Here is a 16,213-nt window from a genome sequence, read left to right as displayed (position 1 = left end):
TGAAAATGACCACGAATTCTGTACATCAACTGCTTTTCTTTCTGTCTATCCTTTGCTCTGTACCCGGTTTGGCACAAGAAAGGATGACTCTCTGGCCCAACGGCGCCCCAGAAGCGCTTATGGATAATGATTTTAAGGAAGAAGTGCAATTTGACACCCAAGGCAATGTTCGTGGTTACAGTAAAGTTTCCCAGCCTGAATTAAGCATCTATTTAGCAGAGGAAGCAAACAATACCGGAACGGCCGTTATTGTATGCCCCGGTGGTGGCTATTCTCATTTGGCCATTGAAAAGGAGGGCCATAAAGTGGCCCGTTGGTTCAACTCCTTGGGAATTTCGGCATTTGTTCTTAAATACCGGATGCCCAATGACCGTACCATGAAAAATAAGACCGTCGGTCCTTTGCAAGATGCCCAGGAAGCCATGCGAATGGTACGTTCCAAAGCAAAGGAATGGAAGATAGACCCCGCTAAAATAGGAATTATGGGTTTCTCCGCCGGAGGACATCTGGCCTCCACCCTATCTACCCATTACAATGATAAGGTGTATACTTCCGACTATTCCGTTAGTGCAAGGCCCGATTTTTCGATTCTGGTTTACCCTGTTATTTCCATGGATGAGAAAATCACCCATATGGGTTCCCGAAAAAACTTATTGGGAGAAAACGCAAGTGCCGAGAATCTTAAAAAATATTCCAATGAAAAGCAGGTAAACGCCCAAACGCCTCCTACTTTTCTAATCCATACCACGGTAGATAAGGCCGTTCCCGTAGAGAACAGTATCAATTACTATTTGGCCTTAAAAAATCACGAAGTGGATGCCGAAATGCACCTGTACGAAAAAGGCAGGCACGGCATGGGATTGGGCGTTGAGGGTACGAACCAATACTGGCCGAAGGATTTGGAAAATTGGCTGCGAGCACATCAATACATTCCTGAAAAGGAAACGTATCTCTTCTCCTATTTTAAGGGGAACGGGGAAGACGGACTCCATTTTGCCCATAGTGAAGACGGTTACCAATGGAAAAGCTTAAAAAACGATGAATCGTTTTTAACACCTCTGGTGGGGAAGGACTCCCTGATGCGGGACCCTTGTATCATTAAAGGGGGCGATGGAAAATACCATATGGTATGGACGGTGAGTTGGACGGACCGTGGCATCGGATACGCCAATTCCGAAGACCTTATTCACTGGTCTCAACAGCAATTTGTACCGGTCATGGCCCATGAGCCCAAAGCCCGAAATACCTGGGCTCCGGAAATCACTTACGACCCTACCACTGAAACCTATATGATTTATTGGGCCAGTACCATTGAGGGAAAATTCCCGGAAACGCAATCGGACAAGGAAAGCGGATACAACCACCGAATATACTACGTTACCACCAAAGATTTTAAAGAATTTAGCGACACCCAACTGCTGTACGAACCTAGTTTTAACGTTATTGACTCCAGCATTCAAAAAAACGGGGATCAATTTATGATGTTCTTAAAGGACGAAACCCGCGAACCTGCGGAAAAGAATATAAAAATCGCTTATGCCCACCAATTGACCGGCCCTTATAGTGCTGCAGGCAATCCAATAACCGGAGATTATTGGGCGGAAGGCCCCACCGCCACTATGGTAGATGGGCATTGGGTAGTGTATTTTGATAAATACATAGACCACCAATACGGCGCGGTACGTTCCAAAGACCTTAAAACTTGGGAGGATATTAGCGACCAAATCAGTTTTCCGGAAGGTACACGACACGGTACCGTTTTAAAAGTGCCCCAAAGTGTGGTAGATAAGTTGGGGAGGGAGTGATTTTAATGTAACAATTAATTAATATGAAAATCAGGGTCATAATCCGGGTTTTTTTCTGTGGGAACCGGAGCATTGGTTTCCTTACGCCACAACTCTAATTTGCCCAGTAGGGCATGGGCTATTTCCTTTTTCTCATGGATTAAATTATGCGTTTCTGACCAGTCGCTGTTCAGGTCGTATAGTTCTAAGTCTCCATCTTCAAAATATTGATGCAGTTTCCAACGGCCTGAAACAATTACCGATCCCGGCCGGGTCCTGAACAGTGAATCTCTGCCACCATCGGTATCGGGGTCATAGGCCTGAAGGTATATCGGAAAATGAAAAAAGAAATCCCTTTCGGGTAATTTGGCACCCTCCAAAGCAGGTAGAACCGAAATACCGTCCAACACGTTATTCCCATGCTCGGCTCCGGAAATATCCATCAAGGTGGGGTATATATCCAAATTGGAAATGGGTTGATCGTTGACCGAAGCGGGAGCGATTTTCCCGGGCCATGAAAAAACAAAGGGCACTCTTATTCCTCCCTCATAATAGGATCCCTTGCCCGCCCTTAAGGGGTCTTGCCTACTTATGGCCCGAATACCACCGTTATCGGAGGTAAACACCACCAAAGTGTTCTCCGATAAGTTGTTTTCCTTCAAATATCCGAGCAGTTTGCCGATATTGTAATCCAAGGTCTCGAGCATACCCGCATAGGTAGCATTATTATGAATTTGGTTTCCCTTTTTTGTCTCGTATTTTGATAATAGTTCGGGCTTGGTTGCCAAAGGCGTATGCACGGCATAATACGAAAGATAAACGAAGAAAGGCTTTGGACCGCCCGACGTGTCGCTCATAAATGCAATAGCTTCATCTGTAAGCCTATCGGTTAAATTCTCTCCCACGGGGGCATCGTTTAAACCGGGCACATTAAAGGGTGCAAAATAACCGTTACCCCCAGGATTGCCCCGATGATCGCCCCCAACATTTCGGTCGAAACCATAGGTGAGCGGGTCTTCGCTTAAATGCCACTTACCAAAAGTAGCGGTATGGTATCCCTGTTTTTTTAGCATTGCCGCCAAGGTTTGTAAGCTATCACCGAGTACGGTATTGTTCTCCACCGGCACGATTTTTCTCGTGCTCGACTTTCCCCTATCGGAATTCGCAACGGTATAAATACCATGCCTAGGTGTATTTTGACCACTAATCAGACAGGCACGACTGGGTGCACAATTGGCAGCACCGGCATAGCCATGGGTAAAAAGCATACCTGAACTTGCCAACTTATCAATATTCGGGGTTTCATAAAATTTACTTCCAAAAATGCCCCCATCCCTCCAACCTAAATCATCTGCCATAATAAAAATGATATTGGGTTTTTGCAATATTTTTTCTTTTGGATTACAAGAGAATAGAAATAGCAATGGTAAGACCCAAAAAAACGATGATGAAAGTGATAAATATTGTTTGCCCATGGGTCAAATACTGCTAAGGATTTAAATAAGCCCTTTGCATAAATTTATACACCGGAGAAGGAGTTCTTGCCGCTGCTAAAATTTCTTGCATCTCCTTTACAACTTCTGGATGATTGGCGGCAACGTTGTTTTCTTCCTGTACATCCTTCTCTAAATTATAAAGTTCAATTTGAGCTTCCTTCCCTTTAAAAACATTGTATTTTACGGCTTTCCAAGAGCCTTTTCGAATGGCCTGCCTTCCTCCTTTTTCATGAAACTCCCAATACAGGTATTCATGTTGCTTTTGACTTTCGGAATCCCCCTTTAAAGTAGATAAGAAAGAGATGCCATCCAAATTATTGGGCGTAGCCAACCCGGCTATTTCGGCCATGGTTGGAAGAACGTCCCAAAAGGCCGAAATATGGTCGGTCTTGCTTCCTTGTGGAACAACACTTGGCCAACTGGCAATCATGGGTACCCGAACTCCACCTTCATACAAATCTCTTTTGTAGCCTTTTAAAGGCCCATTGCTATCAAAATAATCAGGATCAGCACCTCCTTCCAAATGCGGCCCGTTATCGGAAGTAAAAACAATGATGGTATTATCGGTTAGTCCGTGCTTTTCAACCCTGTCCATAATTTCACCAACTTGTTGATCTAACAAAGAAACCATAGCGGCAAAAGCTGCATGGCTTTCCTTTTGACTGCCATATGGTCCGTTTCTGTATTCCGGCCCATCATCTACCCCTTCATATTCATGCTCTGGATCAAATTTACCCCTAAAGGCATTCATAATGCTATCGGGCGCCACTAACTCCGCGTGCGGAATTATAGATGGAACAAATAGAAAGAATGGGGCATCCTTATTTTCATCAATAAATGCCAACGTTTCTTCATGGATCAAGTTAGGAGCGTAAATTTCCTTTTTGGTTCCTTGGTTTCCCTCCAGAATAAGTGAATCATTATTGGACCATAAATGCCTAGGGTAATAATTATGTCCTAATCGCTGGCAGTTATATCCAAAAAAAGTGTCAAATCCTTGCTTTATGGGATCACCTTCCGACCCGGGATAGCCCAAGCCCCATTTGCCAAAAGCCCCTGTTATATAACCAGCCCTTTTAAAGGCTTCGGCCAGGGTGTATGTGCTATCGGGAATTGGATGCTGACCCTCTGGCCTTACCTCTTTGTTACCTCTAACAACGGTATGTCCCGTATGCAAACCGGTCATTAAGGCCGATCTTGAAGGAGCACAAACGGTACTGCCTGAATAATGTTGGGTGAACAGCATTCCCTTTTGGGCCAATTTATCAATATGGGGGGTTGAGAACTTATCTTGGCCATAACAACCCAAATCTCCATAGCCCAGGTCATCTGCTAGAATGTAAATTACGTTAGGCTTTTTAGTAACTGTACTGTTGGCATTATCCTGGACAACGTCCTGTTTTTTACTTTTTGTATTGCAACTTAGAATGGTTATTGAAAGTAGTAGAGAAAAGAACATTTTAAAACGCCTCATTTGCAATGTATTTAAATTAAAACTCATTACCTATACCCGTTATTGGTTGGGTCTGAATCCAACAATGCGGGATTTAACAGAAACTCTTCAGGAGGTATTGGAAGCAGCACATGTTTGGGTTCAATATTACTAGCAGGATTATAAACTCTATATTCAGTATTCTTTACTACATCTAAAAGAATACCCCAACGTATTAGGTCCATTCTCCTGTGGTTTTCACCTCCTAATTCCCATTTTCTTTCATCATATATAGCCTCCCTAAAACTATTTTGTGTTAACCCCTCAAGTGGTTTATCAGGCTCATAAGCTCTCTCACGAACCTTGTTTATATATTGATAAGCGTTTGCCGGGCCATTCAATTCATTTTCCGCCTCCGCCGCCATTAAATAAACATCGGCCATCCTAAAGATAATTTTATTGTCCCCATGATTTCCTCTAGGCGAATTAACTTGATCCAAATTCCACATTTTAGGCATATAGGGAAAGTTCAATTCATACCCCAAATACTCCGTGGCAATATTTACCGGCCGCCTAAGGTCGTCCATCGGAAATTTGTTGACAAAATCCGGAAGAGGAATCGCTAGACCATAACCTGTAAATCCTTCGTTTCTTTGAGCTAAGCCATTACTAAGTTCTCCCTGCTTTGTTGGATCCTTTGGCTCATCCCTTATTCTTGGGGTAAAATGATCGACCCAGTCATTTCTATTTACATCTTTAACAAAATCTATTTCCCATATATTTTCAGCATTATATTCATTATCAGGATCAAAAACGGAGGCATAGTCATTGAGTAAGGTATGAGGGGAATTTTGGATAATGTAAAGGGCTTTGTCCCTTGCATTCTGCCAGTCTTGTTGAATCAAATAAATCTTTACCATAAGAATAGAAGCAACCCATTTTGTTACTCTGCTTAAGTCGTCAGAACTCACCGAACCAAGTAAACCATCTTCTGCAATCTGCAAATCTTGCAAAACCTCTGTACGAATTGTATTGGCGGATATTCTAGGTAGCTTTTGAATCTCCGAAATAGGTAGATTTTCTACGTAATACGGCACATCTCCCCAAAGATTTGTTAAATGATAATAAGCGTAAGACCTTAAAAATAAAGTTTCTGCTCGAAATAAAGTCTTTTCCTCAGATGCCAATACCTCATTTTCATCCAATTCTTGCAATATTGTATTTGCATTTAAGATAATAGCGTAAAGGTTTTGCCAAGTTAAGGGAGCTCCCGCACCTTGATCAATCGCACTAATATTACTTTCGCTAATTGTATATGATTGTGTAGGTTCTACTTGCCCAAATACTCTATTTGGACCTATGATGTCAGCGCCATTTTCATAATATCTATCCAAACCAATTTTTCCATGAAGTGAGTTGTCCTTAAGAATATCGTACAACCCGACTATAGCCAGTTCAAACTCGGCCGCTGAATTGAAAAAATTAGAAGGTGAAACTAAATCTCTTGGCTCTTCCTCAAGAAACGAGTCACATCCATAGCCGAAAATAATACATAACAGAAACGTTACTATTTTATATATATATGATTTCATAATTCTTTAAATTATTGATTTACTTTCTACAACCTTATTCTAAAAATCAATTTTTGTACCAACGGAAATGGTTCTAGAACTGGGGTATTGCCCTCTTGAAAACCCAAATGATAAGTTATCGCTGTCTTTACCGAATTGACTTGTTTCAGGGTCTTTTAATCTAAAATCTGAAAGAACAAAAAGATTGGTTCCAACTAAATAAAGATTGATTCCTTTAAGCTTTACTCCAATTTTATCCACAGGTACATTATATCCTAGACGTAGACTCTTCAGCCGAATATGAGAACCATCCTCAATCATAACGGAATTATTAAAAATTTCAGAAAGTGCAGCTACAGATCCCGCTCTAGGAATATCAGAAGTTGGGTTTTCGGGTGTCCACCGGTTGATGGTTTCCTTATATTTTGTTGTCTCTGGCCGTCCGAAGTATGCTGTTTGAGTTAAACTATTGAAAACCTCATTTCCAGATGTACCCTGAAAAAAGAAATCCAAATCAATATTCTTATAGGTAATTGTATTTCCAACACCAAAATAGAAATCCGGTTGAGGGCTACCTAATACGATAAAATCCTCTTCTGTAATTACACCGTCTCCATTGGTATCTTCAAAACGGGGACCTCCTACATCATGGCTGCCGCTTAAACCAGAAGCATCTATTTCCTCTTGTGACTTCCAGGTACCAAGATAATTTACACCTGTAAAAACGGGAACAGTTTCACCAACAATTAAACGGGCACCGGTGCCACCTTGCTGAGCTGGGGTAACTAGGTTAATAAAGTCTACTCCTCCCAGATCAACTACCTTGTTCCGATTAGCCGAAAGCGATATTGATGTAGACCATTGCAAATTATCATTAGTAATGTTTATGCTATTCAATAACAGTTCAAAACCCTTATTTTCAATTTTCCCCAGGTTTTGCAACTTACTTACAAACCCCGTTTGTCTAGGTAACTGGGCGTTCAACAACAAATCACTTGTTTCCTTTTGGTAGTAATCCAATTCTACTGCGAGCCTTTCATTTAAAAAGCCCATTTCCAAACCAACATCCAATTGCTTGGTAGTTTCCCACTTTAACTCTGGATTTTCGGGTCTACCTAGAATGACTCCGGGGTTTTCCGCACCATTAAATGAAGTATTTGCCGCGTCTAAAACCGCTAAGGTTCTATAAGACGGTATGGCTTGACTACCCGATAAGCCGTAACTTGCCCGAAACTTCAGATTACTGAAAAGATTCAAGTTCTTTATAAAATTTTCCTCGGACATCTTCCAAGCAAAAGCTGCCGAAGGAAATATGGCGTACTTATTTCCTGGGGCAAATCTAGACGAGCCATCGACCCTACCCACAAGAGTGAACAAGTATTTATTATTTAAGGAATAGTTAATTCTACCTAGCCAAGAAGCAAGCTGAAAGGAATTATAAGTAGAACCCAAATTATTTCTAGCAGGGTCCGCACCGAACGACAGATTATTAAAACCGGTTACATCATTAGATAATCCAAAAGACTGCGAGTAACTGGACTCAAACTCGGTTTTCTGTAGGGTAAACCCCCCCAAAACAGTAAGGTAATCGTTTTCACGGATACTTCTTCTATAAGTAAGCGTATTTTCATTTATGTAGCTTACACTTAGGGAATTGTCTATTCTAGCATCGCCTCCATTATTAATAATTAGGTTATTTGGTAGTTGCCCCGGGTTGAACCTATTTCTTTTAAAATCATTTATTTCAGGACTAAATGTAGATTTAAAAATTAGGTTATCATGTGGTTTATATTCCAAATAGGCACTTCCTAAAATATTGGTCACTAAATTATGGTCTTGTTTTAAATTTAAATCAGCTTCGTAATTAGAAGAGATACCGTCCGTTATTGGGTCAAGAGCAGTGTAGCTTCCTTCTGAATCATAAATAGCCCTTGTAGGTGTTGTTGATAAATAAAGTGCATCTACGTTAAACTTTGTATTCTCTTGCCTAAGTTTGGAAATATTTACCCTAAAACCAACATTAAACTTTTTTGAAAGTTCAATATCCATATTGGACCTAAAAACATACTTTTTTATACCGCTTTCCCTAATTAAACCCTTCTGATCAAAATAATTGCCCGAAACATAATAGTTCGTTTTACCACTTTCGGATACCCCCGAAACCGATGCATCAATATTTTGAACAGGTGCGGCTTGTGTAACCTGATTTATCCAATTTACATTGGGCACTTCATTCATATTCGGAAAGGGAATTGCCGAATTTCTAAACTCAGCATCTTCATTGGCATACGCCGCGTGCTCTGGTCCGTTTAAAAAATCTACCTTGGTTACCATTGACTGCAGGCCTCCATATACATTTATAGATACATTGGTTGTTCCTGCGGGAGCCCCTTTGCCACTTTTGGTGGTAACCAAAATTACCCCGTTTGCACCTCGCGTTCCGTAAATGGATACTGCAACAGCATCCTTTAAAATATCAATTGACTGAATATCATTGGTGTTAAGATTGCTTAGATTGTAGTCTGTCCCAACTATAATACCATCAATCACCCATAGTGGCTCATTGTTACCCTGAATGGAATTACCTCCTCTAATCCTAATAGTGGTAGCCGCACCAGGTTCTCCGCTAATTTGTGAAACCTGAACACCAGATGCTCTTCCTTGCAATGTTTGATCTACTCGGGCTGCCGGAAGGTTACTAAGTTCATCGCCACCCACTTTACTTACAGAGCCAGTTAAGTCCTTTTTCCTTACTTCACCATACCCAATAACAACTACCTCTTCTAATCCCGCTGCGCTTTCTTCAAGGATTATGGAAATTTGTTCTTGTGCATCTATAGGAATCTCTTTCGTACTAAAACCTATATAAGAAATAACCAGTACACTTGTTCCTTTTGAGACTGTTAGTGAAAAGTTTCCATCAAAATCTGATTGCGTGCCATTAGTTGTTCCCTTTTCCAAAATGCTTGCTCCCGGCAATGGTACACCTTGACTGTCCACAACTACCCCGGTAACGGTAAAATCTTGTTTTTCAATGGTTTTGGCCAAATAATTATTGATGGACCTTTCATTTTTTCTAACAACTACCTGCCTGTCCGATATGTGATAACCTAAATCAGTATCCCTGAATACTTGCGATAGGATTGTACTCAACTTTTCATTTTGAACTGACAGACTAAACCTTCTTTCACTTTCTATTACTTCATCTTTATAAAAGAATACATATTCGCTTTTGGATTGAATTTCATCAAAAAGTGCTTGATAGGAGACATTTTCAACATTAAGGCTAATTTTTGTTTGTGCATAAGACGGATTGGCATACATAGATCCCAAACCAATACCTATTAAAAGCAGAAAAACTCTCATGGTTAACATCACAAAGCTTCTAAAGGTCATTTTGCCCATATTTTGGGCAAGACCACTTAATTTATTCATAATTTTGGAATTAGGTTAGTTATTGTTGCCTTTGGCAACTTTGCTATTTCAGCCGGGGAATGCTGGAACATTCTCCGGTTTTTTGTTTTATTTTACCCCATATACTTTCTATTTTTTGAGTGTTATTATAATTATTCCGTTTTCATTTTGCTTATACTCAATATTTGCGGTTTGCTGAATCAAACCCAACACCTCTTCAAGATTCGTCTTCAGGTCTAGGTATCCAGAAAAAGTTTCGTTGACCACCCTTGACGATTCAATTTGAATAGGTCGATTGTAGTACCTTGACAGTTTTCGCATAATGTTGCTTAAAGGATCATTTTTAATAATCAGCAGTCCTTCCCGCCACGAGAAATATTCCTTTACGTCAACAGTTTCAGTAGAAATCGGCTCTGACTTGCCCCGAATACTTGCTTTTGTACCCGGTTTCATTAGCACACCATCTGCATTATTTATTCTTCCCCTAATCATCACACTTCCCTGCTTAAGCACGGTAAATGAAGTGGCTTCATCTTTGTAATCATTTACATTGAACACCGTACCCAATACTTCAATTTTTTGATTTTTGGTGATGACATGAAAGGGGCTGCTTTCATTATGGGTCACTTCAAAAATTGCTTCTCCCTCTAGAAAAACCTCACGCTTATTAGTTTCAAAGGCTATCGGGTAAATTAATTTACTGCCAGAGTTTAGCCAAACTTGACTTCCGTCAGACAAAAGTATTTTACTTCTTTGCCCATAAGGAACCATAAGAGTATTGTAAATTTGAGATTTAGACTGACCCTTTTGTTGTTCAACCAATTGAGAGCTTCCAATGTCAACAGCACCATTTTTAGAAGTGTAGGAAATCTCTGGGTTATCTTCTTCTAAGCTTAGGTTCTCTCCCTCACTAAGAATAAGGGTCACTTTATTAGAAATGTTGTTATCAACCTCATTAACTTGCTCTGCGAATTCAACGATTGATGGGCTTGGATTTTTCGTCTTGATTAGACCCAATGTAATTACGAGGGCCAAAGATGCGGCCAACCCGCTTGCTATAAAAATCGCCTTTCTTCGCCTGTATAACTTCACGGAACGTAAGACTCGTCGCTTCAGCTCTAATTTTTCAAAATCGGTAAGTGAACCTTCACTTCTAAAATCAGTCATTAGGTTACAATTAAATTAAAAAGACCCCTTTATTATAATAAGGGGTCTTTTTAATATTTATAGACAAAAAATAAATACTTTATATAAAAAATAATTTAATTAGCATAACTGCCCACAATAACAATTGATTTCGTAAAACCTTCATTGCTCTATAAACGGTGGTCCGAGCAGTAGCAACTGTAGTATTCATTATATCAGAAATATCTTCATAAGAATGTTTTTGCTCATATCTTAATTTAAGGCTCAGCCGCTGCGTTTTGGTTAGCGAATTTAATGCGGATAAAACTCGACTCTGACTTTCAGATTTTAGTTCCGACAAAATCAATAAATCTTCATAGGGTGCTTCCGATAGAACTTTTATTTTCTCCATATTTAAATCTTTCTCAAGAAAAATGGCTTTACTTTTTTTTAGTTTGAATAATCTTCGCTTTAAGGACAGACATAAATAACCCTTCATATTATCATGTATAGAAATGTTAGACCTATACTTATATAAATCTAGAAAAAGGTCATGTATACCATCCTTTATTCGATTTCGGTCTTCCGTCCAATTCAGAGCCATCTCAAAAAGTTCTTCCGCGTATAAATCATAAATCTGCCCTAACGCATCAGTAGAACCCTCTGTAAGATTAATCCAAATGAACTTTTCTGTTTCAGAAACTATTATTTTATATGTTTGATTATTTATAGGCATTCAAGTAGTTGGTTGGTCGAATTCGAAAAAAGTAAGCTATTTAAAAGTGAATATATTAATTTTTGTCAAATTCGTAATTAACACCTTTAAAAAATCACCTTTCATCAAGATTACGGTTTTCCAATATCTACTTATACAGTATCTTTTTACGTTTTTTACTGAGATAAGAGCCCCTCAAATTTCACGCAGATTAATTTATTTAAAACAAAATTTACTCATGAGTCTTTTGAACCAATTAGGTATACTCAAGATGTATGGTTCTAAGAAATATTTCAGTTCTTGGATGGCTATTTGTTCAAGAGCAGATTAAGTAATCTCTAGGAAGATGTTGGACGTTTTTTTAATACTACTTACCCAATATTGCATATACTAAAAATACTCCAACAGTGCCACGATCCCATTATAGGAAATAATACAAGCAAATACCAAAGCCAACAACAGGCCCAGATTGATGATTTTTGGGGTTTGATGCCCTTTCATTAGTTCTTTTTTATTAATAAGAATCAAAATTCCAACAATAACCAATGGGAGAACAAATACATTGAAAACTTGGGACAATATCTGCATCTCCACGGGATTGGACCCAAAAATTGGAACAATCAGGGCGAATAGACAGGCAATGGCGGTGATACCCTTAAACTGTTTGGAACTGGTATCCAATTCACCGGATTGATAATCGCCAATTAAAATCGGAACAATCAACAAAATTGGAAATATGGAGGATAGACCGGCGCTTAGCGTGCCAAAGAAGAAGAGGGTAAGGGCAAATTTGCCGGCAACGGGCTCCAGGGTGTTTACCATATCCAGAACCTGGGTAACAGGTTTTCCGGAATAATAAAGGGCACCGGTTGCCACGGCCATAATGGCCGCACTGATCAAAAAGACCAGAATAGCTGCCACAATCGCATCTTTTTTCTGTTCTTGAAGATGGCTGCTGTTCCACCCCTTTCCTTTTACAAATAAAGGTCTTGACAAAAATGTGGCTGAAGCCATCGTCGTTCCTACAAAGGCCGCTACTAGCATTTTTCCACCTGGTACTTGCGGAATACTCGGTACCAAGCCCATAATTACATCCTTTGGCAAGGGATAAACCATAAAAAGGGAAATCAAAAATGAAACTCCCATAATGGTCACAAAAATGACTAAAATCTTTTCAAAAAAGGTGTACTTGCCCACTAGTAAAAGAGCATAAAAAATAGCTGTGACCACCACTGCTATTCCTATCACCATTTCATATTTAAAACTAGCTACTTCAGGAAAGTAAATAGCGAATATCTCGTAAATGATATTGGAAGAAATACCCATGATGCCCATTAGGGAATTCCATTGGCCAAAACCGATTCCTATGATTATCAGTACGGCGATGACCTTACCATACTTGAGGTGTTTTTTAAAGGCAAATAAGCCAGTTTCCCCTGTCAACAGGGCGTAATTGCCATAGGCATACATCAGTATTCCCGAAAAAATACAGCTCAACAGCAGCACCCATAGCAATTGCATTCCGTAGGTGCTTCCGGCCACGATCATTGAAGTTACACTACCCGTACCAATGGTATAACCAATAGCAAAAATACCGGGTCCAAAGGCCAATACAAGGGCCAAAATCTTCTTTATCAAGGATGTGTTTTGAGCAGGCCCTTCCATATCTCTATTCTCTTTTTAATTCTTATTTCTATCTTTTGATGCTGCCAGTGGTATCCCCCATCATAAGACTGGTAACATTCTCCAAGGATACCATATTCACATCTCCGGGAACGGTATGTTTTAAGGCACAAGCGGAAGAGGCAAAATCCAAGGCTTCCAAATCATCTTGGTAATGTAGCAGCCCATAAATAAGTCCGGCAGCGAAGGCATCGCCTGTACCCACTCGGTCAATCACATGCGTAATATTTAGGTTTTTTGATTTGATGTACTTAGACCCGTTCCACATTTTTCCTTGTATCTGTTGATGTGAAGCACTAATAGATTTACGTTTTTTCCCGACAACTTTTTGAATTTTAGGAAATTGCTCCATTAATTTTCGTGCCGAATCCCTGTACTTGTCATCCGGACCACCCAAACCGAACATTTCATGAATTCCGCGGCTGCTGGTAATGACCACATCACAATTCTCAACCAACCTAGGCATCACCTCTTGCATGCTTTTGCCGTACTTCCACATATTATCACGGGAATTGATATCACCTGAGACCATAATTCCCATTTTATTGGCTGTTTTTATGGCATTTAAACAGCAGTCGGCGGCCCCTTCTGATATAGCGGGTGTTATACCCGTGAAATGGAACCAATCGGCATCTTTTAGCGTCTGTTCCCAATCTACCATACCGGGTTCAATCAAAGAAAAGGCAGAACCTTCCCGCTCATAAATCACTTCACTGGAACGGTGAACAGCGCCTTTTTCCAAGAAATATTTACCGATCATCTTATCACCATAGATAACATGTTCGGTACTCAACCAATGTTGCCTTAAAAATTGAGTAGCCGCTCTACCCAAGGCGTTATCGGGAAATCGGGTCACATGGACCGCTTTCATCCCCAAATAGGCACAAGAAATAGCAGCGTTGGCCTCACCTCCACCATAAACCAGTTCTAAGGAGGTCGCTTGCGCAAATTTGGCATAACCAGGTGGCGACAATCGCATCATTACTTCCCCAAAAGTCACCAGTTTCTTTGCCATTACTCCCTAATTTGTTTGATTTTGGCAAGCGTCTCAGCTACCAAAGTTTGAAGTCCATCAAAATCCTTTTTCTCCAAAAGGTCCTTGGAAATAAGCTTAGAACCTATTCCCACACAAGTAACCCCCGCATCAAACCAGACTTTTAAGTTTGCCTCATCGGTACTTACTCCGCCTGTAGGCATGACGCTCGTCCATGGTTGTGGTCCCTTGATAGCCTTCACAAAACCGGGGCCATAGGTAGAGCCCGGAAAAAGTTTGACCACCTCACAGCCCAATTCTTCAGCAGCATTAATTTCGGTCAACGAGCCACAACCCGGAGACCATAATACTTTTCTGCGGTTACAGACTTTAGCGATATCTTCTCTCAACGATGGGGTCACTATAAAATTGGCTCCCATTTGAATGAACAAACTGGCCGCTGCCGCATCGGTAATCGACCCTACACCCATAATCATTCCGGATAGCTCGTTCAACGCATATTTATTCAACTCCAAAAATACTTCATAGGCAAAATCTCCTCTTGCAGTAAACTCCATTAATCGGGCACCGCCATCATAACAGGCCTTGAGCACTTTCTTGCCCAATTCCACATCAGGGTGATAAAAAAGAGGAACCATACCGGTTTCCCTCATGGTATGTACAACATCTATTCTTGAATACTGTGCCATTTACACTACGCTTTGTTTAAAATTTTATTGAAATCATATTCTTCCGGAAATTCTAGGAAGGCTTTGGCCTTTTCATAATCCCGTTCGCTCAAAAAGTTTAGGTTTTGAAAGCAAAGCCGGGCAAATTCAGAATCAATATTTACCAACCTAGGTTCAATTTTTCCTTCGTCATTTTGTAAATCGGACAAAAACAAGGGAGAAACTTCCCCGCGGGAATTTGCGGTAACTATGCAACCGCTGAGGCCTTCATCAAAAAGCTTCTTGACCCCAATGCCTAACAATGTACAAAGCGTTAGATCAAAACCTATAGGACGGCAACAACGTAATTCATAACCCAATTCTACAGGTCTGCTTTTTATTTTAATACCAAGTTCCTTTAAACGCGCTTGTACCAAAACATTAAAGATGTGTGATTTACTCACATTTCCCAATTCTGGATGGCCATGCTCGTCATACGTAAAATTGATACCACAATTTTGAAGCTCGCTATCTGGCATTATGTGGAAAACACCCTCGCTTACCAGCGCAACTCCGTAATTGATATTTTCAATTTTCCTTTTGACCATGGAAGAAATAATCAAGCGTATTACCTTGTCAAAAGTAATTTCCGTTTTATCAAACATTTCCGGGATGACCATCATTGGGAAGTGGCAGCTAGTGGCAATACCAAATGCTAAATGACCCGCAGACCTCCCCATAGTAGACATCACAAACCAGTTATTGCTCGTACGTGCATCTTCATAGGTGGTATTACCTATTCGCACACCTTCATCCTTAGCAGAGTGAAAGCCGAAGGTAGGATTCCTGTCGGGAAGAGGAAGATCGTTGTCGATTGTTTTGGGTACATGAATATTGGCAATGAAAATATTTTCCTTCAACAAATAAGCAGTTATTTTATTTGCCGAAGAGGCCGTATCATCGCCACCAATACTCACCATTAATTTTACCTCATTGTCTAAAAACAATTGGGTATTGAGCTTTTCATTGGTAGGCTTGAACCTGCTCATTATCAAGGTAGATCCACCCCTACTGAAAATACGGTCGGCATGAGCGAAATCAAATTCCTTGATTGATGGGTTTTCTGAAAATATTCCTTTAAATCCTTCATGAAGGCCGAGCACCCGATATCCATCCTTTAAGAATATTTTGGCTACCGTACTAATGACGGCATTTATACCAGGTGCCGGACCTCCGCCACAAAAGATTAAAATTGATCCTTTAGAAGCCATCTTTTATTATCTAGCTACCCTACCGGAAGCATCGCCGCCCATGAGCTTTTCCACCTCGTCCACGGTCGCCAGGTTGGCGTC

The 16,213-nt window shown here is 40.4% G+C and carries 11 protein-coding genes; 1 reads left to right on the top strand and 10 read right to left on the bottom strand.

Features of this window, described 5'->3' with window-relative positions; genetic code table 11:
• The first annotated feature begins 5 nt into the window (after nt 1–5).
• The gene (locus tag BIZ36_RS21350; RefSeq protein WP_353616859.1) at nt 6–1,805 is read left to right on the top strand and encodes a prolyl oligopeptidase family serine peptidase; all 1,800 of its coding nucleotides are present in this window, start codon (nt 6–8) and stop codon (nt 1,803–1,805) included.
• A gap of 14 nt (nt 1,806–1,819) precedes the next feature.
• Here BIZ36_RS21350 and BIZ36_RS18860 read toward each other — a convergent pair whose 3' ends face one another.
• The 10 genes from BIZ36_RS18860 to BIZ36_RS18815 form a co-directional block, all read right to left on the bottom strand.
• Nucleotides 1,820–3,169: a sulfatase gene (locus tag BIZ36_RS18860; RefSeq protein ID WP_286174983.1), complete on the bottom strand. Its 1,350-nt coding sequence runs from the start codon at nt 3,167–3,169 to the stop codon at nt 1,820–1,822.
• Nucleotides 3,170–3,272: 103 nt separating this feature from the next.
• Nucleotides 3,273–4,754: an arylsulfatase gene (locus BIZ36_RS18855; RefSeq protein ID WP_187459426.1), complete on the bottom strand. Its 1,482-nt coding sequence runs from the start codon at nt 4,752–4,754 to the stop codon at nt 3,273–3,275.
• Nucleotides 4,755–4,780: 26 nt separating this feature from the next.
• Complete coding sequence (locus BIZ36_RS18850) at nt 4,781–6,304, bottom strand: RagB/SusD family nutrient uptake outer membrane protein (RefSeq protein ID WP_187459425.1); 1,524 nt, start codon at nt 6,302–6,304, stop codon at nt 4,781–4,783.
• Between the two features lie 39 nt (nt 6,305–6,343).
• A complete protein-coding gene (locus tag BIZ36_RS18845) occupies nt 6,344–9,718 on the bottom strand; it encodes a TonB-dependent receptor (protein ID WP_286174981.1) in 3,375 nt (1,124 codons plus the stop codon).
• Nucleotides 9,719–9,826: 108 nt separating this feature from the next.
• The gene (locus tag BIZ36_RS18840; RefSeq protein ID WP_187459424.1) at nt 9,827–10,864 is read right to left on the bottom strand and encodes a FecR family protein; all 1,038 of its coding nucleotides are present in this window, start codon (nt 10,862–10,864) and stop codon (nt 9,827–9,829) included.
• A 79-nt stretch (nt 10,865–10,943) separates the two neighbouring features.
• A complete protein-coding gene (locus BIZ36_RS18835; protein ID WP_187459423.1) occupies nt 10,944–11,558 on the bottom strand; it encodes an RNA polymerase sigma factor in 615 nt (204 codons plus the stop codon).
• Between the two features lie 369 nt (nt 11,559–11,927).
• The gene (locus tag BIZ36_RS18830; RefSeq protein ID WP_286174980.1) at nt 11,928–13,175 is read right to left on the bottom strand and encodes an NRAMP family divalent metal transporter; all 1,248 of its coding nucleotides are present in this window, start codon (nt 13,173–13,175) and stop codon (nt 11,928–11,930) included.
• A 55-nt stretch (nt 13,176–13,230) separates the two neighbouring features.
• Nucleotides 13,231–14,235, bottom strand: coding sequence for a sugar kinase (locus BIZ36_RS18825; RefSeq protein WP_187459421.1), 1,005 nt, complete (start codon nt 14,233–14,235; stop codon nt 13,231–13,233).
• Nucleotides 14,235–14,903: a bifunctional 4-hydroxy-2-oxoglutarate aldolase/2-dehydro-3-deoxy-phosphogluconate aldolase gene (locus BIZ36_RS18820; protein ID WP_187459420.1), complete on the bottom strand. Its 669-nt coding sequence runs from the start codon at nt 14,901–14,903 to the stop codon at nt 14,235–14,237. Before BIZ36_RS18820 ends, BIZ36_RS18825 begins: the two co-directional genes overlap by 1 nt.
• A gap of 5 nt (nt 14,904–14,908) precedes the next feature.
• Nucleotides 14,909–16,132, bottom strand: coding sequence for a 6-phosphofructokinase (locus tag BIZ36_RS18815; RefSeq protein WP_187459419.1), 1,224 nt, complete (start codon nt 16,130–16,132; stop codon nt 14,909–14,911).
• Nucleotides 16,133–16,213 lie beyond the last annotated feature (81 nt).

The organism is Cytophaga sp. FL35, from assembly GCF_014349235.1.
In the GTDB taxonomy this organism is placed as follows: domain Bacteria; phylum Bacteroidota; class Bacteroidia; order Flavobacteriales; family Flavobacteriaceae; genus Euzebyella.
Note: the sequence above shows the minus strand (reverse complement) of the source record. Positions and strands in the feature narration are given on the sequence as shown.